The sequence below is a fragment of the [Actinomadura] parvosata subsp. kistnae genome, from assembly GCF_900323885.1.
Lineage (GTDB): Bacteria > Actinomycetota > Actinomycetes > Streptosporangiales > Streptosporangiaceae > Nonomuraea > Nonomuraea composti.
Genome location: NZ_OOHJ01000023.1, coordinates 58594 through 82057, shown reverse-complemented (window position 1 = coordinate 82057; position 23464 = coordinate 58594). Strand labels below are relative to the sequence as shown.

Genomic DNA, 23464 nt, shown 5'->3' with positions numbered 1-23464 from the left:
CCCACGCGCGGCCGGCCGCGGAGGCGGCCATGGCGCTGCCGTCATCGCTCACGACCAGTGAGGACAACTGGGCCGGGCTGGTCAGCACGCGTCCGGTGTACGACAGGGCCGCCAGGCTCCACAGGGCGATGCGCCCGTCGTCGAGCGCTCCCGCCAGGGTCCTGCCGTCTCTGGACATCATCAAGTATCCGGCCCGTTCCTGGCCGTCCGGAAGGCGGCGGGGCAGCAGGCGAGGCCGGGTGAGATCCCAGATCCACGCCTGGCCTTCGGTGACGCCGAGGAAGGTGGTACCGGCCACCTGCACCGAGTCGAAGCCGCCGTTCTGCACCGATGGCTGGTGCAACGTGATCGGCTCGTCCGGCGTCGCGGTGGTCCAGACCCGCAACGAGTTCGCGTCGGCGACGGTCGCGCCGTCGTCACTCATCGTGACCAATCCCCAGGAGCTCACGCTGGTGCCGAGCAGCTGGGGCCGCCTCTCGGCCCCCTCCCAGATCCGGATCGTCTGCTCGTCGTCGTTCGAGTCCTTGGCGTCGTGTCCCGGGGCGACGGTGACGGTCACGATGGTGTTCCCGTCCGTGCTCATCGCGAGAGCGTTCACACTCACGTGCCCGGGGATGAGCGGCCGAGGGTGATCCGGCTCATCGGCGCTCCAGATCCACACCTGAGCGGTGTAGTCCTTGTCCTGCGAGGTCGTGACCGCGATCGTGCCGCCGTCCGAGCTCAGGTGCACCTCGCCGGCCAGGTCCCGGTATCCCGTGAGCTTGCGGGGCGGCCCGGACGATGTGGTCCGGCAGAGCCACAGCTCCCTGATGCGCCCGGCCCGTTGCACGCCGGCGACCAGCACCTGACCGTCGGCGCTCAGTGCGAGCCCGAAGGATCCCGGGCAGTCCGTCAGCGGCTTGGACGCGGACGGCGTCGTGTCCCGCCACACCTGCGGGACCGATGGCCGGTCCAGGTCCTCGTCGACGATCGACGAGATCACGACGGTTCTGCCGTCGGCGCTCATGAGGGCGCTCAGGTCCGCCGATTCGCGCGGGTCCTCCGCCACCCGGCGTGGCTGGCCAGGGGCGTCCTCCCGCCAGAGCCACACCTGCTGCTTCTTGAAGTCGTCCTCCGTCGTCGCCACGACCGTCCTGCCGTCCGCGCTGACGAGCAGGCCCTGCACCTCTCCTTCGTGACCGGTGAGCACCGTGCGCAGGGGGTTGGTCAGGGCGTTCTGCACGCTCTGCCCGGCCTCCGCCGTCGGCGCCGTGTGCCACGCCTTGACGGCCAGTGCCTGGGACAGCCGCGTGTCGGTGCTGCCCGCGCTGATGCTCTGGGCGGCGAGCTCGCGGGACAGCGACCGGTCCCGGTCGACGGCCGCGTTGCGGGCGGCGACCAGGGCGGCGACGCCGCCGGCCAGGGAGACGAGCAGGATCACGACGAGCGAGGCCAGTGACAGCCGCCGCAGCCGGGCGGCGCGGGCGGCGGCGCGCTGGCTGGCCTCCAGGAAGCGGGTGGGGACGTCCCCGAGGGGCGGGTAGCGGCCGGGGTTGGCGCGCCAGGTCTCCCTGGCCTGCTCGACGGCGGTCAGGCGGGTGCCCTGGTAGAGGTAGGAGGGGTCGCCGCCGTGGGCGTCCCAGACGCGGGCGTCGTCGGTGAGCTGCTGGCGCAGCAGCAGGGTGGCGCGGTCGGCCTCGACCCATTCCTGGAGCTGCGGCCAGCCGCGGATGAGGGCTTCGTGGGCGAGCTGGACGCCGTCCTCGTCCACGGTGACGAGGCGGGCGTCGACGAACCGGTCCAGGACCTCGCGGGCTCTGGCGTGGTCGGCCGCCGAGTCCGCCGGTGGCAGCAGCTCGGCTTCGGGGACCTTGCGGCGGGTGTGCAGGGAGTCCTCGCCGAGGCGGACGAGGCGGGGCAGCAGCCGGCGGGCCATGTCCTGGCCGGGCAGCACGATGTGGGACAGGGTGGCGTCGGCGGTGCGGGCGAGCGCGCCGGCGATGCCGCCGGTCTCGTGGTAGCCGGCCAGGGTGAGGCGGCGGCCGTCCCGGTTCTGCCAGGTGGCGAGCAGGGCGTGGGAGAGCAGCGGCAGGATGCCGGCCGACTCGACCACGGCGATCTCCGAGCCGAGCTCGCGCAGGAGCAGGGGGACCAGGCCCGGCTCCAGCTCCAGCCCGGCGGCGGCCGCGGGCCCTCGATGGCCTGCCGGAGCTGGTCGGGGGTCATGGGGCCGACGACGACGGGGTGCTCCAGGGCGGCGTGCAGCTCCGCGTGGCGGGCGCAGTGGCCGAAGAAGTCGGCCCGGACGCCGATGACGACGACGGCGCCGCTCGCGTGCAGGGCCCTGATGAACGTGCGCCGCTGCGTCTCGTCGCGGCAGGCGGTGAAAACCTCCTCGAACTGGTCCACGATGATGACCGGTGACCCGCCTGCGTCGTCGCCGGGCAGCAGGCTACGCAGCGCGGCCGGGTCCTCCTCCAGCGACCGGCGGGAGCCGGGTGCGGCGAACGCCCTGAGCAGCTCCCCGACCGGGTCGGCGCCGGGGTGCAGGAGCTTGGTGCGGGTGCGGGAGGTGGCCAGGGCGGGCATGAGGCCGGCGCGCAGCAGGGACGACTTGCCGGCCCCCGACGCGCCCGTCACGATCAGCGGTCCCGGCCGGGCGGCGAGCTCGGCGACCCGGTTGACCAGCGTGCGGATGAGGTCGGCGCGCCCGAAGAAGTAGCCGGCGTCGTCGGGGCCGAACGAGGCGAGCCCCCGGTAGGGGCTGAAGGAGTCGTCGGAGGCCGGGCCGGCCTTGGCGGCGGGGTTGGGGCACAGGCGGACGTGCTCGTCGAAGTCGACCGCGATGTGCCGGGGGCGGGGCAGCCCTGCGGCGGTCAGCGTCCTGGCGAGGGAGGAGCGGCAGTCCCGCAGGGTGAGGTGGGCGGGGGCGGTGGGGTCGCCCTCGTCCAGCAGCGTGATCAGGTCGCCGGTGAAGGCGGTGTGGCGGCGGCCGGGCGGCGACCACGCCTGCTCGTCGCGGCCGGCGGCGGCCAGGATGTAGAGGCCGTGGCGGCTGGTGTCGAAGACCTCGTCCATGGCGCGGGAGACGGCGCCGGCGCGGCCGGAGTAGCAGCAGTCCAGGACGAGCAGGACGCGGGCGGCGCGGCAGGCGGCCAGCGCGTTGGTGATCGTCTTGTAGGGCAGCGCCTGGTACTCGGCGGGGCCGTCGTTGACGTCCGCGGTGGCGGCGGTGGCCAGGTACAGCTCGCCGTCGGCGGCGACCACGCCGTGCCCGGCGTAGTGGACGAGCAGGACGTCCTCGGCGTCCCTGGCGGCCCGGAACAGCGCCTCGGCGACCTGCGCCGGGCCGGCCGGGTCGATGAGGGACGTGACGGCGGCGGGGTCGAGGCCGGCCCGGTCGACGAGGCAGCGGCGCAGGTCGGCGAGGGTGGCGGCGACGGCGGGCAGGTCGGGCAGGCGGGAGCCGGGCGCGTGGCGGCCGGTGCCGATCAGGAGGGCGCGGGCACCGGGCACGGCCAGCAGCAGCCCGCCATCGGCCATGAGACCTCCCCTGCGCAGGCCAGGGCGAGTACCCGCATATCGGAGCGAATCGCCGAAGCGCTACATGACAGCGCTGTCTTGACACGGCGGCTCCCGTTTGAAACTTTCGTACCAGATCGGGGTTGACAACGTTGTCAGATCAAGTCCCACTGCCGTGCTGACCTGCGGAAAGGTCCCCGATGAAGCGATCCGTCCTGACAGCAGTCTTAGCTCCCCTCCTCACCCTCGCGCTGGCGGCGCCCGCCACCGCCGCGCTCACCGCACGGAAAGGTCCTGATCCCATTCCGAACCCAGGCCCTTCGGGCACCCCCGCCCCCGGCCCGTCCTCCAGCCCGCCGCCCGACCCGGCCGCCGCCGAGCCGGCCCCGCCCGCCGCCGAGGCGCGCCGGGCCGCCCGCGACGGTCAGAGCCTGGCCAGGGCCGAAGGCGCCGCGTTCGCCACCTCCTTCGAGGACGGCGACCCGCAGCCGACGTGGACCAACACGGCCGAGAAGTCCAGGAACATCACCGGCACCCTGCCCGGCGGCATCGAGGGCGGCATCGTCGACAGGATCGTCCAGGTGCGGGCCAGCGGCGAGTACGCGGCCGCGGGCGAGGTGGCGGAGAACCTGGCCGACACCGACGCCACCACCAAGTGGCTGGTGTTCGCCGCCACCGGCTGGGCCCAGTACGACCTGTCCGAGCCCGTCGCGGTCACGCACTACGCGCTGACCTCCGCCGGCGACGCGCCCGAGCGCGACCCGCGCGACTGGGAGCTGCAGGGCTCCCAGGACGGCCGGGCGTGGACCACGCTCGACACCCGCACCGGCGAGACGTTCACCGCCCGCCACCAGCGCAAGGAGTACCGCTTCGCCAACACCACGGCCTACGCCCGCTACCGGCTGGCCGTCACCCGCATCGGCGGCGGCTCCACCCTGCAGCTCGCCGAGTGGGAGCTGTCGGACGGCAGCAGCGGCCCCAGGCCGCCCATCCCCATGCGCACCGAGGTGGGTGCGGGCCCGACGCGCGGGTTCACCTCCAGGCCGCACGCCGGCTTCACCGGGCTGCGCGCCTTGAGGTACGCGGGCGGCACCACCTCCGCCGGCGGCGGCCGCTCGCTCAACAAGGTGTTCGAGGTGGACGTGCCGGTGACGGCCGGCACGGAGCTGTCGTACCTCGTCTTCCCCGAGCTCACCGCCGGCGACCTGCGCTACCCCAGCACGTACGTCTCGGTGGACCTCGCCTTCGACGACGGCACCTACCTCAGCGACCTGAAGGCCGTGGACCAGCACGGCGTCCGGCTGGCGCCGAGGGAGCAGGGCGAGTCCAAGACCCTGTACGCCGACCAGTGGAACTTCAAGCGCGCCGAGCTGGGCCGGGTCGCCAGGGGCAAGCGGATCGTCCGCGTCCTGGTGGCCTACGACAGCCCGGCGGGGATGGCCGGGTTCCGGGGCTGGGTGGACGACATCAGGATCGTCTCGGAGCGCAGGCGGCAGCCGTACGAGGCGCGCCCCGCGCACCACCAGAGCCGCCACCCGTCCGACCACGTGGTGACCACGCGGGGGACGCACTCCACCGGCGGTTTCTCCCGGGGCAACAACTTCCCGGCCACCGCGCTCCCACACGGCTTCAATTTCTGGACGCCGATGACGAACGCGGGCTCGACGAGCTGGCTGTACGAGTACCACCGCGCCAACAACGCCGCGAACCTGCCCGAGATCCAGGCGTTCACCGCCAGCCACGAGACGAGCCCGTGGATGGGCGACCGGCAGACCTTCCAGTTCATGCCGTCGGCGGCCGAGGGCGTCCCGGACCCGTCGCGCACCGCCCGGGCGCTGCCGTTCCGGCACGAGCGCGAGGTGGCGCGCCCGCACCTGTACGCGGTCACGTTCGACAACGGGATCACGACCGAGATCGCCCCGTCGGACCACGCGGCGCTGGCCCGCTTCACCTTCCCCGGCTCCGAGGCGAAGCTGATCTTCGACAACGTCGACAACCGTGGCGGCCTGACGCTCGACGTCGCCGCCGGGGTCGTCACCGGCTACTCCGACGTGCGCAGCGACCTGTCCACGGGCGCCACCCGGATGTTCTTCTACGCCGTCTTCGACCGCCCGGTCACCGGCGGCGGCAAGCTGGCCGGGCAGGGCCGCGACAACGTGCTCGGCTACCTCGCCTTCGACGCGGGCCCCACGCGTACGGTGAGCATGCGCATCGCGTCCTCGCTGATCAGCGTCGCGCAGGCGAGGAAGAACCTGGAGCTGGAGATCGCCGCCAGCGACACGCTGGAGTCGGTCAGCGAGCGGGCGCGGCGCGCCTGGGACGCCAAGCTGGGCGTCATCGAGGTCGAGGGGGCGAGCCAGGACCAGCTCGTCACGCTCTACTCCAACCTGTACCGGCTGTTCCTGTATCCGAACTCCGGCTTCGAGAACACCGGCACCGCCGACGCGCCCGTGTACCGGCACGCCGTCCAGTCGGCCACCAGCACCCCGGCCAGCACTCCCACCGAGACGGGCGCGCGGGTGGCGGACGGCAAGGTGTACGTCAACAACGGCTTCTGGGACACCTACCGGACGACGTGGCCCGCGTACGCGCTGCTCACCCCCGAAACGGCGGGCGAGCTGGCGGCCGGGTTCGTGCAGCAGTACCGGGACGGCGGCTGGATCGCGCGCTGGTCGTCGCCGGGGTACGCCGACCTCATGGTGGGCACCAGCTCCGACGTGGCCTTCGCCGACGCCTACCTGAAGGGCGTGACGGGGTTCGACGCCGAGGCCGCCTACGCCGCCGCGCTCAAGAACGCCACCGTCGTCCCGCCCAGCCAGAACGTCGGCCGCAAGGGCCTGGCCACCTCCGCCTTCCTCGGGTACACGAGCATCCAGTCCACCGGCGAGGCCATGTCGTGGGCGATGGACGGCTACATCAACGACTTCGGCATCGCGAACCTGGCCAAGGTCCTGGCCGCCCGCGCCACCGGCCCGGCCCGGGCCCGCTACCTGGAGGAGCACGAGTACTTCCGCGACCGCGCGCTGAACTACGTGCACCTGTTCGACCCGGCCGTGGGCTTCTTCCAGGGCAGGAACGCCGACGGGTCGTTCCGCCGCAAACCCGGCGCCTACGACCCGCGGGTGTGGGGGTTCGATTACACCGAGACGAACGGCTGGAACATGGCCTTCCACGTCCCGCACGACGGGCGCGGCCTGGCCAACCTGTACGGCGGCCGCGACAAGCTGGCCGGCAAACTCGACGCGTTCTTCGCCGACCAGGAGACGGCCGGGTTCCCGGGCTCGTACGGCGGCCTCATCCACGAAATGCGCGAGGCCAGGGACGTGCGCATGGGCCAGTACGGGCACAGCAACCAGCCCTCCCACCACATCGCCTACATGTACGACTACGCGGGACAGCCGTGGAAGACGCAGGCCAAGGTGCGCGAGGCGCTGTCGCGGCTGTACCTCGGCAGCGAGATCGGCCAGGGCTACCCCGGCGACGAGGACAACGGGGAGATGTCGGCCTGGCAGGTGTTCGGCGCGCTCGGCTTCTACCCGCTGCAGATGGGCAGCCCGTACTACGCGATCGGCTCGCCGCTGTTCGAGAAGGTGACGGTGCGGCTGGAGAACGGCAGGAAGCTCGTCATCAGGGCGCCGGGCAACAGCCCGCGCAACGTCTACGTGCAGGGGCTCAAGGTGGATGGGCGGCCGTACGACAAGACGTACCTGCCGCACGACCTGCTCGCCAAGGGCGGCGAGCTGGTCTTCGAGATGGGGCCGAAGCCGTCGCGGTGGGGCACCGGCGAGGACGCCGCGCCGCCCTCCCTCACCCGCGACTCCCGCGTCCCCGCGCCGCTGCGCGACGTCACCGGCCCCGGCCGGGGCACGGCGTCCGGGCCGGACGGCGCCGACGTGGCCGCGCTGTTCGACGACACCTCGGCCACCCGGGCGGCGTTGCCCGCATGGGTGCGCTACGACCTGCCCGCCGAACGGCGCGTGACCTTCTACACGCTCACGTCCGGCGCGCAGGAAGGCCAGGACCCGGCCGGATGGGTGCTGGAGGGCTCCGCTGACGGCGTGTCGTGGCGGGTGCTCGACGAGCGGGCCGGCGAGAGCTTCGCGTGGCGGCTGCAGACGCGGCCGTTCAAGGTGGCGAAGCCGGGCGCGTACGCGCACTACCGGCTCACGTTCACGGGCACCGGCTCGCCGGCGTCACCAGGCTCGGCGTCAGCGGGGTCGTCAGCGTCACCGGCGTCGGCGGGGTCTTCGGCGTCGGCGGGGCCCTCGGCGTCACAGGCGTCGCTGGCGGAGATCGAGCTGCTCGCGCCCGCCCCGCCGGAGACGTCGCCGCTGGTCCTCGACGCGGCGGGGGCGTTCGCGGCGCCCGGGGAGACCGTGACGGTTCCGGTGACCGTGACCAACCACGCGACCGGCGACGCCGCACGCCGCCCGGCCTCGGGGCAGCTCACGGCGGCCGGGCCGCAGGGCTGGGCCGTCGAGCCGGCCTCCGCCGCGTTCGGGCCGCTCGTGGCGGGCGCGTCGCAGGTGGTGCCGTTCCGGGTGACGGTGCCGGCGACGGCGGCTTCCGGCAGCCATCCCGTACGGCTGGCGGCGGTCTCCGGCCTGGGCACGACGCTCGGGCGGGTGACGGTCACCGTGGTCGGCGACGTCGTGGAGTTCACGCCCGGCACTCCCGCCGAGGAGCCGTGGCTGTTCGACGAGGGCGGCTCGCAGCTCGACGGCGAGGTCCACGACGGGCGCGCCCGCTTCACCGACGGCGACCGCCAGGCGATCTACCGCTTCGAGCTGCCGGCCGGGACGAGCGGCGCCTCGGTGACGCTGGACGTCGGCAACCAGTTCCTCGTCCAGGTCTCCCCCGACAACCGGACCTGGCGGACGGTGCTGCGCGAGGACGCGAACGTCCGCGACCTGTCCAACCGGCAGCCCCGCACCGTGGACCTGGGCGAGGGGCGCACGTTCTACCTCCGCCTCGCGGACAGCCGCCCCGAGGACGGCTGGGGCGCCTGGCTGGCCAGGGTACGCCTGGAGGTGCACCGCCCCACCGGCTGAAACCGCCTCAGGACCCCGCACCGCCTCGCATGCGGCCCGCCTGATCCACTGCGGGCGTGCATGCGAGGCACCCGATCCGACACGTGCGTGCATGCGCGCCGCCCGTTCCGGCACGTGACTGCATGCGCGCCGCCCGTTCCGACACGAGCGTGCATGCGCGCCGCCCGGGGCACGGAGCGCCCCGGGCGGCGCCTGCCGCCGTCAGGCCAGCCGCTCGCCGATCTCCTTCAGCTCCGCGTTCTGCACCTGGATGATCTTCCCGGCCAGCTCCAGCGTGGGCCCGTGCCGCCCGGACTTGCGCACGCTCTCGGCCATCATCACGCCGTGGTGCAGGTGCTCCGACAGGGCCGTCAGCCACGCCCGGTCGAACCCGTCCCCGCGGGGCAGGCCGGCCCCGACGCCGGCGTCCGGCTCCATCGGCACCGGCTCGCTCCAGGAGCGCAGCCAGGACTCCATCATGGCGATGTCCGCCCGCTCCTCCGGGACGAGCCTGGCGGCCAGGTCACGCACGTACGAGCTGCCCGCCCGGCCGTCGGCGGCCTCGGCGAGCTGGATGGTCTGCTGGTGATGCGTGATCATCTCCTGGTTGAAGGTGACGTCCGCCTGCGCGTACGCCTTCTCCGTCCCGGCCGCCGCGGCACAGCCGGTCGCCAGCAGCATCCCGAGCCCGAGCAGCACCACGATCGCCGTCTTCGTCCGCATGTGCTGAGGTACGCACGCCACCGCCCGGCGGTTCGGCCGCCCCGGCCCATGGCCGTCATCAGTGCCAGACCGCGCTCATGGCGTCCGCCGCCCGCGTGGGTGATCGAGGTGGACCATCCGGCCACGCGGCAGCGGCACGGGCTGGACGTGGTGGAGCACGTCCGGCAGGCGGACCGCGTCGATCCCGCGCTGTGGCGGCGCGCGGACGGGCTGCGGCCCGCCGACCTGTGCCGACCGGTCCGCGCCAGGGTGACCCCCCTGACCCGGCGCTCCGGCCTCTCCCTTGCGGCCGGTGGCGCCGGTCACTACGGTCGCGGCAGAGCGGTGACGCACCACCAAGCGGAAGGAACCCCATGCTGGCGCAGGTCGCGGAGGGCGTGCTGGTCCACCAGAGCGCGTTCGTCCAGAGCAACACCGTCGTCGTGCACGGCCGCTCCGGCGTGCTGCTCGTCGACCCCGGCATCCAGGAGCACGAGCTGACCTGCCTGGCGGACGACCTGGCCGGCGCGGGCCACAGCGTGACGGCGGGATTCTCGACGCATCCCGACTGGGATCACCTGCTCTGGCACCCCCGCCTCGGCCCGGCCCCGCGTTACGGCACAGCGAGCTGCGCGGCCACCGTCCGGGATCAGCTCTCCGGCCCGGAGGCGAAGGACCTCGTCGCCGAGCACCTGCTGGAGACGGAGATCGCGGGGCAGGTCCCGCTGGACCTGCTCGGCCTCGTCACGGCCCTGCCGGCCGGCGCGGCGCAGGTGCCGTGGGACGGCCCGCGCGCCCGGATCATCGAGCACCGGGCGCACGCCCCCGGCCACGCGGCGCTGCTCATCGAGGAAAGCGGGGTGCTCGTCGCCGGCGACATGTTGTCGGACGTCCTGGTGCCGATGCTCGACCTGAACGGCGCCGCCGACCCGATCGGGGACTACCTCGACGCGCTGCGGCTGCTGGAGGGCGTGGCGGGCGGCGTCGAGGTCGTCGTCCCCGGTCACGGCTCGCCCGGCGGCGCCGATGAGGTGCGCGCGCGGATCGACCGGGACCGCGCGTACGTGCTCGCCCTGCGCGAGGGCCGCACCCCCGACGACCCGCGGATCGGCCCGTCGGCCAGGCCCGGCTGGGAGTGGGTGAGCGACGTGCACCAGGGCCAGCTCCAGCGCCTCGCCCGGCATTAGCCGACACGGCGGTGACCCTCCGCCGACACAACACCACCGACTGCTACTCTCCGTTATATATTGCTCACTTTTCGTATAGCGGGGAGCTCTTGTGAAGGTCGCGTGCGTCGGCGGCGGGCCCGCCAGCCTGTACTTCTCGATCCTGATGAAACGGGTGGACCCGGCCCACGACATCACCGTGTACGAGCGCAACCCGGCCGGCTCGACGTACGGCTGGGGCGTGACGTACTGGGACGAGCTGTTCGGCTACCTGCACGACGTCGACCCCGAGTCGGCCCGCGAGATCAGCGCCACCTCGGCCCGCTGGGACAGCTGGGTCGTGCACCTGCACGAGCGCGCCACGGTGACGGTCGGGCACGGCGACAAGGGGTACGGCATCAGCCGGCGGCGGCTGCTCGGCATCCTGTCCGACCGGGCGGAATCCCTCGGCGTGCGCGTCGAGTACGAGCACGAGATCTCCGGCGCGGAGGAGGTGGCCGACGCCGACCTCGTCGTGGCCGGCGACGGCGTCAACAGCCGGCTGCGCGAGCGGCACGCCGAGCACTTCGGCTCCGAGATGGCCGTCGGGGCCAACCCGTACGTCTGGCTCGGCACCACCAAGGTCTTCGACTCCTTCACCTTCGCCTTCGTCGAGACCGAGCACGGCTGGATCTGGTGCTACGGCTACCCGTACAGCGAGGAGCACAGCACGTTCATCGTGGAGTGCGCGCCAGGCACGTGGCGCGCGCTGGGGCTCGACGTGGCGAACGAGGCCGACGGCCTGGCGCACCTGGAGAAGCTGTTCGCGGAGGTGCTGGACGGGCGTCCCCTGATCGGCCGCACGCAGGCGGGCGGCGCCGCGCACTGGCTGCACTTCCGCACGCTGACCAACCGCACCTGGCACCGGGGGAACCTCGTCCTGCTGGGCGACTCGGCGCACACCACCCACTACTCGATCGGCGCCGGCACCGCGCTGGCGCTGGGCGACGCCGCGTACCTGGTGGACGCGCTGCACGCCGACTCGGACCTGGAGGCGGCCCTGACCCGGTACGAGCGCGAGCGCATGGCCGCGATCCGGCCCGCCCAGCGGGCGGCGCGGCGCAGCTCGCGATGGTACGAGAACGTCCCGCGCTACATCGACCGGCCGCCCAGGGAGATGATCGCGCTGCTCAACTCGCGGCACTCGGCGCTGCTGCCGCACGTGCCGCCGCGCCTGTTCTACCGGACGGGCCAGGTGATGGGGTGCTGTCCGGGCTGTTCCGGCGCGGTTGAAGCGGGCGCCCGGGCGCGCGCTCAGCCGGGCGCGCCCCGCCCGCGCTCGACCTCAGGCTCGGGGACCGGTTCAGGCTTGGGTTCAGGGGCCGGTTCGGGTGGCGGGACGGCGGCCTGCTGGCTGGTGGGGACGGGGTCGACCAGCTCCTGCCGGGTGACGAACGTGTCGATCATCGACAGCAGCATGGCCACCACCGGCACGGCCAGCAGCGCGCCCACCGCCCCGAACAGCGACGCCCCCAGGATCACCGCCGCGAACGCCACCCCGGGATGCATGTCCACCGACCTGCCGCTGATCCGGGGCTCCAGCGTCAGGTTCTCCACCTGCTGGTAGAGCACGCCCCAGCCGAGCGCGACGAGCCCGATCCACGGCCGCGGCGAGACGAGGCCGACCACCACGGGCAGCACGACGGAGATGTAGGTGCCGATGGTGGGCACGAACTGCGCGATCAGCCCGGTCCACAGGCCGAGCGCGAGCCAGGACGGCATGCCGATCACCAGGAACACCACGGCCGAGGCGGTGGCGTTGACGGCGGCCAGGATGAGGCGGGCCCAGACGTACCCGCCGGTCTTGACGAGGGAGACGTCCCAGACGGTGAGGAAGACGCGCTGGACGTTCGCGGGCAGGAGCCGGGCGAGCCACAGCCGCAGCCGGGGGCCGTCGGCGGACAGGTAGAAGATCAGCAGGAGCAGCGTGAACAGGTTGACGATCGCGCCGGTGAGGGTGCCGAGCAGGCCGAGGACGTTGCCGAGCACGTCCTGGGCATACTGGGCGGCTTGTTGCGGGGTGAGGTTGAGCGAGGTGAGGATGTCGCCGACGTGGTAGTTGGTCCCGAACCGCCCGTTCACCCAGGCGACGGCTCCGGTGAGGATGTCGGGCAGCTCCCGCACCAGGATGGCGACCTGCTCCGCCAGCAGGCTCCCGAACAGGAACAGGAAGATCCCCGAGACGATCAGGAACGCCGCCATCACCAGCAGCGCCGCCGCGCCGCGCCGCATGTGCCTGGCTAACCGGCCGACGGCGGGCTCCATGGCCAGCGAGACGAACCAGGCCATCACCACCACGACGATCAGCCCGCCCGCATCGGCCAGCACGAACCGCGCGAAGAGCACCACGGCGACGACCGCGACGACGGCGAAGCCCACCCGCCAGATGTTCGCGGGCGAGAGCAGCACCCGCACGGTGCGCTGCCCTTCCTGCTGCGTCATGTCCCCTCCCTGGGGCTCGCGGTGCCGCCTCCCGCGAGCGTGATCGGCGGCAGGGCGCGTGACCCTGCGCAGCGTACGCGGCGGACCGGTCGATTGCCCAGCGACGGCGTGTCCGAAACCGCAGGAGGGATCGAGCCGTCGATCATGGAGGAGAGCCATTCGGCACGGCACAGTAGAACGGAACCCTACGTTCCCTTACACTGGGAGGATGAGCAGCGCACCCATGAGCGGCCGCAAGGCACAGGCCGCACGCAACGACGAGCTGATCCTCCAGGCGGCGCGGGCCGTCTTCACCGCCGAGCCCGGCGCCCCCATCGCGGCCGTGGCCGAGAAGGCGGGCGTCGGGATCAGCGCGCTCTACCGGCGCTACCCCAGCAAGGAGGCGCTGCTGCAGAAGCTGTGCGGTGACGGGCTGCGGCTCTACATCGAGGTCAGCGAGCGGTCGCTGGCCGACGACGGCGACCCGTGGGAGGCGTTCGCGAGCTACCTGCGCGGCATCGTGGACGCCGACTCCAGCTCGCTGACGATCAAGCTGGCGGGCACGTTCACGCCGACGGAGGAGCTGGGCAAGCTCGCGGCCAGGGCCTCGTCCCTGGCCACCGAGGTGCACGCCCGGGCGATCGCGGCGGGCGTGCTGCGGCCCGACGTGACGACGGCCGACATCGCGCTGCTCTTCGAGCAGCTCGCCTCGATCAAGCTGGGCGACGAGGAACGGGTCGCGCAGCTCCGCCACCGCTATCTGACGCTGATGATGGACGCCCTGCGCGTCCCCCCGGCCCGCCGTGACCTGCCCGGCCCCGAGCCACGCGACGAGGAGCTCGCCGCCCGCTGGCGACCGCGAGACTGAAGCGCGGTCAGTCCTCGCCCGTCTTCCAGTGGAACAGGTACGACATCACGAAGCCGAGCAGCCCGGTCACCCCGGCCGACACGGTCATCGCCAGGCCGAGCGCCGACACCGCGCCCGAGACCAGGCCGGGGCTGCCCGCGACGAGGCCGGCGGCCTGCACCAGCACGACGGCGACGCCGAGCGCGAGGAACAGCACCAGGCCGATCTTGAACAGGACCATGATCAGGCTCTTCATGTCGGGATCTCCTCTCAGATCGGCAGCACGCCGGTCGCGACCAGCACGCCGATGACCAGGGTCGGGATGACGAACCACAGGATCAGCCGCCCGAACGTCCTGGCCGGGTCCACCTGGGCGATGCCGCTGGCGATGTAGATCGGGGCCGCTCCCGGCGGTGACGCCCCCTCGGTCGAGGCGAAGATCATGATGGCGGTGGCGGCGGCCGCCGGGGCGACCCCGGCCGCGGTCAGCGCGCTGAAGGCCACCCCGCCGACGGCGGCGATCGTCGCGGTGCCGGTCAGCGGCGCGGCGATGATCACCAGCAGCAGGCCGACGATGGTGGCGATGACGACGGCGGGCGCGTCCAGCCCCCGCAGGATCGCGGTGAGCTGGTCCACCAGGCCCAGCTCGCCTAGGCTGGCCGCGGCGGCGAAGGCGAAGAACAAGGTCGCGCCGATGACGGCGTACCTGGGGGCCATCTCGCCGAGCAGCTCGCTCCACGCGCGGCCGGTGCGCGGCAGCCGCTTCCACGCCACGGCGAACGTGGCCAGCACGGTCAGCACCGGGATCCACACGATGATGCTGATGTCGCCGGCCGCCTCGCCGACCCGCGACTCCATCAGCGCCACCCCGAAGTCCAGCGTCATCAGCACCGGGACGAGGATGCCCGCGTACACCAGCAGCGACGTCCACCCGGCCCGCAGCGCCGCGCGCAGCGGCACGAGGTCGGCCGCGTCGGTGGCGGCGATGCCGTGCCGGCGCACCCACAGGAACACCACGACGAACCGGTAGGCCACCGTCCACAACCCGCCGATGAGGGCGGGCACGAAGAGCTGGTCGGCGCTCAGCACGGGCGCGACGGCGGCCGAGCCGAGCAGCAGGAACATCGACGAGCTGGGCGGGATCGAGATGCCCAGCCCGGCGTTGCCCGCCACCAGCGAGGCGGCCAGGTCGGGCCGCCAGTTCGAGCGGATCATCCACGGGATGGTGACGGAGCCGACGGACGCGGAGATGCCGGAGCCCGACCCGGAGGGGCCGCCGAGCAGCGCGGCGGCGGAGGTCGAGACGTAGCCGGCGCCGCCGCGCAGCCGGCCGAAGATCGAGTTCAGTACGGTGACCTGCTCCTGGATCAGGCCCAGCCTGGTGAGCAGGTAGCCCATGAAGACGAACGCCAGGGCGGCGAAGACGACCTCCTCCGCCATGGCGTCGGCGATGCCCGCCCACGCCAGCTCGAAGAAGCTCGTGCCGCCGAAGAGGCACACTCCGGCGAAACCGATGAGCATCGCCTCACCGATGTTGCGTTTCAGCACGCCGTTCCAGACGACGATGATGGCGATGTAGGCGATGAGCGCCCATACGGCGATTCCCATGGCGAAGTGACCTCCAATGGGGGGTTGTGCTGGGGGTGTGCGGCTTGGCCCCGGCAGAGCCGGGCGCGGGTCAGGGCGGGCCGGCGGAGCCGGGCGCGGGCTGGGATGGCGGGTCGGCGGAGCCGGGCGCGGGCTGGGATGGCGGGTCGGCGAGGCGGCGGGCCAGCTCCACCGTGCGGCGGGCCCTGGCCACGATGGGGGCGTCCACAAACCGGCCGTCGGGCAGCGCGACCGCGCCGACGCCCGCCCGCTCGGCCCGCTCGGCCGCCGCGACGACCTCGGCGGCCCTGGCGGCCTCCTCCTGGGTCGGGCGGAAGGCGCGCCTGATGACGGGGATCTGGCGCGGGTGGATCGCGGTCCGTCCGAACAGCCCGATCGCGCGCCCGGCCAGGCACGAGGCCAGCAGCCCCGCCTCGTCCTTCACGTCGGGGTAGACGGACATGGGCACCGGCGGCAGCCCGGCCGCGGCGGCGGCGAGGACGACCTGGAGCCTGAGGTGGTTCATGGCCTGCTCGTCGGTGATGGCCAGCTCGGCCGCGAGGTCCTGCTCGCCGAGCGCCACCCCGGCCACGCGCGGGTGGGCGGCGATCTCCCTGGCCGCGACGATCCCGGCCGCGGACTCCAGCAGCGCGTACGCGGGCGCGCCGGTGAGCGCGTCGAGCACGGCCGCCGACTCGACCTTCGGCAGCCGTACGGCGTCGGCGAGCTCCCCGACGGCGGCCAGGTCGTCCCGCCCGCGCCCGGTGGCCGGGTCGTTGACCCGCACGTGTACCTGAGGGGCCGGGGCGCCGGCCCGCACGGGCATGTGAGGGGCCGCGGCGTCGGCCCGCGCGGGCGTCTGAGGACCAGAGGTGGCTTGGCGGTCGCGCAGGTAGGCGACCGCGTTCTCCCTGGCCGCGTCCTTCCTGGCGGGCGCGACCGCGTCCTCCAGGTCGATGATGACCACGTCGGCGCCGGACGCCACGGCCTTGCCGAACCGCTCGGGCCGGTCCCCCGGCACGTACAGCCAGGTCACGGGCGGCAGCGCGGTCACGCGATCACCCCGTCCGCGCGCAGGGCGGTGATCCGTTCGGCGGGGTAGCCGAGCTCGCCGAGCACGTCGTCGGTGTCGCGGCCGAGGGGACGGCCCGTCCAGCGGATCCCGCCGGGCGTCTCGGACAGGCGAAACAGGACGTTCTGCATGGTGAGCGTGCCGAACTCGTCGTCCGGCACCTCCACGAACGTGTTCAGGGCCGCGTACTGGGGGTCCTCGGCGATGTCGGTGACGTCGTAGATGGGCGCGACGGCGGCCTGCACCTCCTCGAACCTGGCGATGACCTCGTCGGCGTCGCGTTCGGCGATCCAGGAGGCGACGGCCTCGTCCAGCTCGTCCACGTGCTGGACGCGGCCGTGCCCGCTGGCGAACCACGGCTGCTCGACGAGGTCGGGCCGCCCGACGAGGGTGACGACGCGCTCGGCGATGGGCTGGGCGCTGGTGGAGATGGCCAGCCAGCGGCCGTCGCGGGTGCGGTAGGTGTTGCGCGGCGCGTTGCTGCTGGAGCGGTTGCCGGTGCGCTGCTGGACGATGCCGAGGGCCTTGTAGCCGCTCATCTGCGGGCCGAGCAGGCCGAGGATGGGCTCGATGATCGCCATGTCGATGACCTGGCCGCGTCCGGTCCGCTCGCGGGCGTGCAGGGCGACCATGATCGCGTACGACATGGCCAGGCCCGCGATGCCGTCGGCCAGGGCGAGCGGCGGCAGCGTGGGCGGCCCGTCGGGCTGCCCGGTCATGGCGGCGAACCCGCTCATGGCCTCGGCCAGGGTGCCGAAGCCGGGCCGCTTGGCCATGGGCCCGAACTGCCCGAAGCCGGTCATCCTGGCCACGATCAGGCGGGGGTTGAGCTTCAGGAGGTCCTGCGGGTCGAGGTTCCAGCGTTCGAGGGTGCCGGGGCGGAAGTTCTCGATCAGCACGTCGGACCGCTCGGCGAGGCGGCGCAGGATCTCCTGCCCCTCGGCGTGCGACAGGTCCACGGCGGCGGCGCGCTTGTTGCGCGACAGTGTCTTCCACCACAGGCCGGCGGCGCCGTGCCCGCGCGAGGGGTCGCCCCGGCGGGGGTGCTCGATCTTGATCACGTCGGCGCCGAAGTCGCCCAGCATCATGGCGGCGGAGGGACCGGCGAACAGCGTCGCCGCGTCGATGACCTTGAGGTCCTCGAGGCTCGTCATAAGTGTGTAACTTATAAGAAATATGTCATAGGTCAAGGACGAGCCCGTTCTGCGAGACACTTGAGCACATGTCATCCACCGAGCCCCGGCCGCCCATGAGCAAGGCCGACTACGTCTACAGCGTGCTGCTGGAGGAGATCCGCACCGGCCGGATCCCCGGCGGGACGGCGTTGCGGGCCGGGGAGGTGGCCAAGCGCCTGGGGGTGTCGGTCACGCCCGTGCGCGAGGCGCTGCGCCGGCTGGAGAAGGACCGGCTGATCAGCTACGAGGCCCACCACGGCGCGACCGTGGTGGACCTGGGCGACGAGGCGCTGGCCGAGTACTACGGGGTGCGCGCGGTCGTCGAGGGGCTGGGGGCGCGGCTGGCGGCGGCCCGCATCACCGCGTCCGAGCTGGCCGAGCTGCGCGAGCTGCACGCCTCCATGGCCGACGACGCCGCACGGGGCAGGCACGACCGGCTCGGCGAGCAGAGCAGGCGCTTCCACCTGCGCATCGTCGACATCGGCGGCCCCGCCTTCCTGGGCGCGCACGCCAGGTCGGTGCGCAACAGCTTCCCCGTGCCCGCCGAGGCGTCACTGTGGCTCGACGAGACGCAGGTCAAGGCCCAGCTGGAGGCGCACGAGGGCATCCTGGCCGCCCTGGAGTCGGGCGACGCCGACACGGCCGAACGCATCATGATCGACCACGTGCGCCGCGCCGGCGAGTTCCGCCAGCAACACTGACGGGGGCGGGGTCAGCAGGGCAAGGTGACCCGCCGGCGACACCGACGGCGGCACTGACCGGCGGCACTGACGGCGGCACTGACGGTGGCACCTCAGCACGGCAGGGTGGTGCGGATTTCGTTCAGCGCGTCGGGGGTGGACTCCACCGGCAGCGCCGACAACGACAGCCGCGCGAACGCCTGCTGGTGCTCCTCGACCCGCCGCCGGTCCTCGATGACGACCGGCGCGTGCAGCAGGTGCAGCACCAGCGCGTCGGGCCGGTCCCGCTCGGGGAAGCGCAGCAGCGTGAACGGCGGCCCCTGGTAGAGGTAGCCGCTCTCGCTGACCGGCCGGGCCACCTGCACGGCCAGATGCGGTTGCCTGGCCGCCTTGGCGAGCGCGTCGAGCTGGGCGAGCCGGTCCTCCGGCCGTCCCAGCGGCGGATCGGTCAGCGCCGCCCGGTCGAGCACCGCCCACAGGTGCGGCCCCTGGTGCCGGTCGAGCACCCGCTGCCGCACCGCCACCAGGTCGGCGGCGCCGGCGGCCTGCTCGTAGGTGGCCCCGGCGGGCAGCGCGGCCAGCGCGGCCGACAGGGCGTAGGCCGAGGTCTGCAGCAGCGCCGGGATCTGCAGCGGGCAGTAGGTGTAGATGATCTGCGCCTGGTCCTCCATCTCCAGGAACGCCGACAGCGCCAGCGGCACGCCGGGAGCGTCGTACCAGCCGGGCACCCGCTCCTCCCGCAGCAGCGACAGCAGCCGGGCCGTGTGCTCGCCCTGCCCGTACAGCTCCAGGAGGGTGCGCACGGTGGCCTCGCGCGGCGCCACGAGCCCGTGCTCGATGCGGAAGATCGTGGAGGTGTTGAGCCCCGCGGCGTCGGCCGCGGACTTCATCGACAGCCTGGCCGCGGCGCGCAGAGCGGAGAGCCGGGCCGCGACAACGCTTAACTGCATACGTCTGTCACAACCATCGATGACAAATATCAGCGTTTACACCTGGTCTATTGAAACCGAGTGACGGGTGTTGCACGATGGCCACTCTAGTGGTCAGACACGTCATGCATACGCCAATCCGAAAGGCAGAGAAACTGTGGCGGACGCGTGGATACTCCATCCCGACTACCGGACCCCTCCGGCCCCCACAGACCTCGGCCTCACTCCCGGCCCATGGCGGCACCCCGACGGGGGCCAGATCATGAACGGCACCTACGAGCGTCCCCTGCCCAGGCGCAGGGTCGAGGTCGTGACCGTCTGGTACGGCTACGCGCTGAGCCACTGGCGCGGCCCGCGCATGCCCCGCTTCAGCAGCCCCATGGTGTCGGCGTGGAACCCGGTGCTGGCGCAGGGCCTGGCCGTCGACCCGCACGCCCCGGCGCCCTACCGCGACGAGCTGTGGTGCGACCGGTGGATCGCCGAGGCGCTGCTGTACGGCCGCAAGCCGTACGGCGCGTTCACGCTGCCCGCCGACGAGGTGATGCGCTGGTTCGCCAAGAGCGGCGGCACGAACCTCGTCTACCGGGCGCAACTGGACGGCGAGCTGGTGCGGGTGGTGGCGGGCACGTCGGAGCGGTACGGCCAGCTGTTCGACCTCGACGCGCTGATCGCCGACTACCGCGAGGCGCTGCCGAAGGACGTCGCGGAGCGTGAGGCGCAGGCGCTCGACGCGCACCGCTCCCGCTCCCCCGCGCTCGACTACGTGCTCACCGAGAACGCCGAGGCGCTGTTCGCGCAGGCCGCCCTGTCGGTGCGCGGCCTGACGCTCGGCTACCCGCCCCGGGAGACGGCGGCCCGCATCGGCGCGGAAGCCGCCCCGTGAACCGGATCAGCGGCCCGCATCGGCGCGGAGCCATCCCGTGAACCGGATCAAGGGCATCCTGTTCGACCTCGACGGCACCCTGTTCGACCACCGCGGCGCGGCCGACGCGGCCATCACGGCCTGGGTGGCACGGCGGTTCCCCGGCCATCCGCGGCTCGGCGAGGCGGCGGCGATCTGGGCGGCGCTGGAGGCCCCGTACCTGGCGATGTGGCAGGAGGGGCGGTGCTCGGTGCAGGAGCAGCGGCGGCTGCGGCTGGCCGCGCTGTGCGACGAGCTGGCCCTGCCCGTGCCGGGCGACCTCGACGCCGCCTACGACGCCTTCGCCACGCTGTACCGGGAGCACTGGGCGGCGTTCCCCGACGCGGCGGGGGCGCTGGCCGAGCTGGGCGGATACACGATCGGGGTGCTGACCAACGGCACGCTGCCGATGCAGGAGGCGAAGGTCCGCGCGATCGGGCTGGCCGGGCTGGTGGGGCCGGTGCTGACGGGCGAGGTCCTGGGCGGCCACTTCAAACCGGCCCCCGCCTGCTACACCGGCGCCGCCGCCGCGCTGGGCCTGCCGCCGCAGGAGGTGCTGCTGGTCGGCGACGACCTCGACAACGACGTGACCGGGCCCGCCGTCACGGGGATGCGCTCGATCTGGCTGGACCGCCTCACCGCGGGGCCGCCGCCCGACGGTTTTCCCCGCATCACGTCGCTGGCGGAGCTGCCGCCGCTCGTCGCGCGCTGACCGCCATCACGGCGAGCGCGGCCAGGACGAGGGCGGCGCCGGCGTACAGCGGCGCGGTGTAGCCGAGGCCGACGCTGATGGCCAGCCCGCCGAGCCAGGCGCCCAGGGAAGCAGCCCGGCGATCACGAACTCGGTCAGGCCGATCCCGAAGCTGCCGAGGGTCGGCGCGATGAGCCCGGCGGGCAGTCGTGCTCGGTCGGTCATCCGGACATCATCCACGGACCCGCGCGGGCGGGTACGCGGGGGCCCGGCCGGCGCGAGCCCGGCCCGAATGACGCTCGTTTGTCTGGACATTCTGACCTGGGTTAAGCTGATCAGCATGACCGCGAACCTGGCCATCGACCTGGACCGGTCCAGTCCCGTGCCGCTCTACTTCCAGGTGGCCGAGCAGATCGCGGAGGCGATCCGCCGCGGCGACCTGGCCCCCGGCTCGCGGCTGGACAACGAGATCCTGCTGGCCGACAAGCTGGGCCTGTCGCGGCCCACGATCCGCCAGGCCATCCAGTACCTCGTGGACAAGGGACTGCTGGTGCGCAAGCGCGGCGTCGGCACGCAGGTCGTGCACGGGCAGGTCAAGCGCTCGGTGGAGCTGACGAGCCTCTACGACGACCTGCGCAGGTCGGGCCAGGAGCCGGCCACGCAGGTGCTGGCGCTGGAGCCGCGGCCGGTGGAGGAGGAGATCGCGCCCATCCTGGGCGTGGAGCCGGGCTCGCAGATCCTCTACCTGGAGCGCGTCCGCTTCGCGGCCGGGGAGCCGCTGGCGGTCCTGCACAACTGGCTCCCGCTGGGGCTGGCCCAGCTCACGGCCGCCGACCTGGAGGGCCGGGGCCTGTACGAGCTGCTGCGGGGCGCCGGGGTCCGCATGCGCGTCGCCAACCAGCGCATCGGCGCCAGGGCCGCCACCCAGGCCGAGGCCCGGCTGCTGGAGGAGCGGCGGGGGCGCCGCTGCTGACGATGATCCGCACCACCTACGACGACCAGGGGCGGGCCGTCGAGCACGGCTCCCACGTCTACCGGGCCTCGCACTACTCCCTGGAGGTCACGCTCATCGAGCGCTGAGGGCTAGGCGCCGGCCACGAGCGTTACGATGTCCTCGATGCGGACGATCTGCCCGCCCGCGCCCCAGTTGCCCTCGGGGATCTCGTTGATGTGCACCCACGCGGTGCCGGGCTGGGCGAACCGTTCGGGATCGGTGTCGGCGTCGGCGAGCACGCGGGTGACCCGCCGGACGATGTCGCGGCGCTTGTCGTCGTTCATCGACCCGGCCGGCACCCCGACTCTCACCACGTATTTCGGCTTCTCCCCGGCGGGCAGTGGCCGGCCGCCCACGAACCAGGCGTCGATCTCGTTGACCACGAGCCAGGAGATGGACCGGGCGGCCTCGTTGTCGGGGGCGCCCTCGGCGATCATCACCTCCGACACCAGGCGCCCGCCGATCTTCTCGCGGTGCTCCTGGTCGAGCGAGCCCTTGGGGACGAACAGTTCCACGAACGGCATGAGTCAGTCCTTTCATTAAACCTGCCTGATCACACCGTACGGCTGTGAGTTTAATGAAGCAACCCTCTACACTGAGGTCATGCAACGGACCAGCTTCGCGGAGATGCACTGCTCGATCGGGCAGTCGCTGGAGCGCGTCGGCGAGTGGTGGACCCCGCTGATCGTGCGCGACCTCTACCTCGGCCTGCACCGCTTCGACGACATCGCGGAGAACCTCGGCATCGCCCGCAACCTGCTCACCCGCCGCCTCCAGGCGCTGGTGGCCGACGGCATCGTGGAGCGCCGGGCGTACCAGGAGCGGCCGCCGCGGTACGAGTACCACCTCAGCGAGGCCGGCCGCGAGCTGGTGCCCGTGCTGATGGCGCTGATGGCCTGGGGCGACAAGTGGGCCACGCCGGCGGGCGGCCCGCCGGTGCGCCTGGTGCACGACTCCTGCGGCACGGAGTTCACGCCGCGGGTCTGCTGCTCGTCCTGCGGCGATCCGGTGACCGCCGAGACCGCGACGGCGCTCCCCGGCCCCGGCGCCGCCTACGGCCCGGGCACCAAGGTGCTGGCCCGGCGCAGCGGCCTCGCCCCCGAGCAGTCCTAGAGCAGTCCTAGAGCCCACCGAGCAGGTCGTCGGCGTCCCTCTGTGAAGCGATGCGGACGAACGTCAGGTGCGCGTACGCCGGATCGGCGGCGGCCCGGCGGTACCGCTCCCGGTAGACGGCGTGCTGCGTCCACGCCCACCGGATGATCGACTCGTCCTTGGAGAACAGGAACCGGAACGACTCCTTGTTGCCGTTCCACAGCTCGGCCCCGGTCGCCATCCGCCGCAGCGTCCGGGGCAGCAGCCGGCGCAGCACGGTGTGCCGGGGCAGGTCGAACCAGACGACGGTGTCGGCCCGCGCCCACACCAGGTCCCGGGCGGCGGAGTAGTTGCCGTCGACCACCCACCCGTCGGCGGCGGTGAACTTGTCGACCTCGGCCCGGAACTCCTCCTTCGGCCTCGGCGTCCAGCCCTCCATGTGGAAGACCGAGTCGAGCTCCAGCCAGGGCACGCCGAGCCGGGCCGCCAGAGCGGCGGCCAGCGTGGACTTTCCGGAGCCCGAGTTCCCCACCACGGATACGCGTCGCACCGCGCCACTGTAGCCAGCCGCGACCGCTCGTCCCAGATTCCGGACGGGTTACTTTCTCTTTTCGTCACCCCCGCAACCCTTGGCAAC

At 72.9% G+C, this 23464-nt stretch carries 17 protein-coding genes and 3 pseudogenes; 9 read left to right on the top strand and 11 right to left on the bottom strand.

Going from position 1 to position 23464, the window contains the following annotated elements:
• Positions 1-1657: 1657 nt before the first annotated feature.
• Positions 1658-3522: pseudogene (locus KIS93_RS51830) on the bottom strand (caspase, EACC1-associated type); the annotation flags it as partial.
• A 179-nt stretch (positions 3523-3701) separates the two neighbouring features.
• Here KIS93_RS51830 and KIS93_RS51825 point away from each other — a divergent pair.
• Entirely contained in the window at positions 3702-8552 is a 4851-nt protein-coding gene (locus tag KIS93_RS51825) for a GH92 family glycosyl hydrolase (protein WP_155126639.1), read from the top strand.
• A 201-nt stretch (positions 8553-8753) separates the two neighbouring features.
• On the opposite strand, the gene KIS93_RS51820 is transcribed toward KIS93_RS51825, so the two are convergent.
• On the bottom strand, positions 8754-9254 hold the full coding sequence (locus tag KIS93_RS51820; RefSeq protein WP_080037320.1) for a DUF305 domain-containing protein: 501 nt from the start codon (positions 9252-9254) through the stop codon (positions 8754-8756).
• A 353-nt stretch (positions 9255-9607) separates the two neighbouring features.
• Between KIS93_RS51820 and KIS93_RS51815 the strand changes: the two genes are divergently transcribed.
• Both KIS93_RS51815 and KIS93_RS51810 read left to right on the top strand, forming a co-directional pair.
• Positions 9608-10420 carry an MBL fold metallo-hydrolase gene (locus KIS93_RS51815; RefSeq protein ID WP_080037319.1) on the top strand — a complete coding sequence of 271 codons (813 nt, stop codon included), beginning with the start codon at positions 9608-9610 and terminating at the stop codon, positions 10418-10420.
• Positions 10421-10565: 145 nt separating this feature from the next.
• A pseudogene (locus tag KIS93_RS51810) lies at positions 10566-11417 on the top strand (FAD-dependent monooxygenase); the annotation flags it as partial.
• Positions 11418-11692: 275 nt separating this feature from the next.
• Here KIS93_RS51810 and KIS93_RS51805 read toward each other — a convergent pair.
• A complete protein-coding gene (locus KIS93_RS51805) occupies positions 11693-12880 on the bottom strand; it encodes an AI-2E family transporter (protein ID WP_230466031.1) in 1188 nt (395 codons plus the stop codon).
• 208 nt (positions 12881-13088) lie between these two features.
• Here KIS93_RS51805 and KIS93_RS51800 point away from each other — a divergent pair, with 208 nt between their 5' ends.
• Entirely contained in the window at positions 13089-13727 is a 639-nt protein-coding gene (locus KIS93_RS51800; protein ID WP_230466030.1) for a TetR/AcrR family transcriptional regulator, read from the top strand.
• Between the two features lie 7 nt (positions 13728-13734).
• On the opposite strand, the gene KIS93_RS51795 is transcribed toward KIS93_RS51800, so the two are convergent.
• From KIS93_RS51795 to KIS93_RS51780, 4 genes are all read right to left on the bottom strand, one after another.
• Positions 13735-13962, bottom strand: coding sequence for a hypothetical protein (locus KIS93_RS51795; RefSeq protein WP_080037316.1), 228 nt, complete (start codon positions 13960-13962; stop codon positions 13735-13737).
• Positions 13963-13976: 14 nt separating this feature from the next.
• Positions 13977-15314, bottom strand: coding sequence for a TRAP transporter large permease subunit (locus KIS93_RS51790; RefSeq protein ID WP_080037314.1), 1338 nt, complete (start codon positions 15312-15314; stop codon positions 13977-13979).
• A gap of 70 nt (positions 15315-15384) precedes the next feature.
• Positions 15385-16347, bottom strand: a complete 963-nt coding sequence (locus KIS93_RS51785; RefSeq protein ID WP_080037313.1) for an HpcH/HpaI aldolase/citrate lyase family protein — start codon at positions 16345-16347, stop codon at positions 15385-15387.
• Positions 16344-17519: a CaiB/BaiF CoA transferase family protein gene (locus KIS93_RS51780; protein WP_080037312.1), complete on the bottom strand. Its 1176-nt coding sequence runs from the start codon at positions 17517-17519 to the stop codon at positions 16344-16346. Before KIS93_RS51780 ends, KIS93_RS51785 begins: the two co-directional genes overlap by 4 nt.
• A gap of 68 nt (positions 17520-17587) precedes the next feature.
• On the opposite strand from KIS93_RS51780, the gene KIS93_RS51775 reads away from it, so the two are divergent.
• Positions 17588-18241 carry a GntR family transcriptional regulator gene (locus tag KIS93_RS51775; RefSeq protein WP_230466029.1) on the top strand — a complete coding sequence of 218 codons (654 nt, stop codon included), beginning with the start codon at positions 17588-17590 and terminating at the stop codon, positions 18239-18241.
• A gap of 92 nt (positions 18242-18333) precedes the next feature.
• Here KIS93_RS51775 and KIS93_RS51770 read toward each other — a convergent pair whose 3' ends face one another.
• Positions 18334-19170 carry a DUF5753 domain-containing protein gene (locus KIS93_RS51770; RefSeq protein ID WP_080037308.1) on the bottom strand — a complete coding sequence of 279 codons (837 nt, stop codon included), beginning with the start codon at positions 19168-19170 and terminating at the stop codon, positions 18334-18336.
• Positions 19171-19411: 241 nt separating this feature from the next.
• Here KIS93_RS51770 and KIS93_RS51765 point away from each other — a divergent pair, with 241 nt between their 5' ends.
• Entirely contained in the window at positions 19412-20032 is a 621-nt protein-coding gene (locus KIS93_RS51765; protein WP_080037303.1) for a hypothetical protein, read from the top strand.
• 37 nt (positions 20033-20069) lie between these two features.
• Positions 20070-20762, top strand: coding sequence for an HAD family hydrolase (locus KIS93_RS51760; RefSeq protein ID WP_080037302.1), 693 nt, complete (start codon positions 20070-20072; stop codon positions 20760-20762).
• A gap of 6 nt (positions 20763-20768) precedes the next feature.
• Here KIS93_RS51760 and KIS93_RS51755 read toward each other — a convergent pair whose 3' ends face one another.
• Positions 20769-20966, bottom strand: coding sequence for a hypothetical protein (locus KIS93_RS51755; protein ID WP_155126634.1), 198 nt, complete (start codon positions 20964-20966; stop codon positions 20769-20771).
• Between the two features lie 115 nt (positions 20967-21081).
• Here KIS93_RS51755 and KIS93_RS51750 point away from each other — a divergent pair.
• A pseudogene (locus KIS93_RS51750) lies at positions 21082-21821 on the top strand (GntR family transcriptional regulator).
• A gap of 3 nt (positions 21822-21824) precedes the next feature.
• On the opposite strand, the gene KIS93_RS51745 reads toward KIS93_RS51750, so the two are convergent.
• Positions 21825-22259, bottom strand: a complete 435-nt coding sequence (locus KIS93_RS51745; protein WP_080037292.1) for a tautomerase family protein — start codon at positions 22257-22259, stop codon at positions 21825-21827.
• Positions 22260-22338: 79 nt separating this feature from the next.
• Between KIS93_RS51745 and KIS93_RS51740 the strand changes: the two genes are divergently transcribed.
• Entirely contained in the window at positions 22339-22848 is a 510-nt protein-coding gene (locus KIS93_RS51740; RefSeq protein ID WP_186404940.1) for a winged helix-turn-helix transcriptional regulator, read from the top strand.
• A 7-nt stretch (positions 22849-22855) separates the two neighbouring features.
• Here KIS93_RS51740 and KIS93_RS51735 read toward each other — a convergent pair whose 3' ends face one another.
• A complete protein-coding gene (locus tag KIS93_RS51735; protein ID WP_186404939.1) occupies positions 22856-23377 on the bottom strand; it encodes a P-loop NTPase family protein in 522 nt (173 codons plus the stop codon).
• Positions 23378-23464 lie beyond the last annotated feature (87 nt).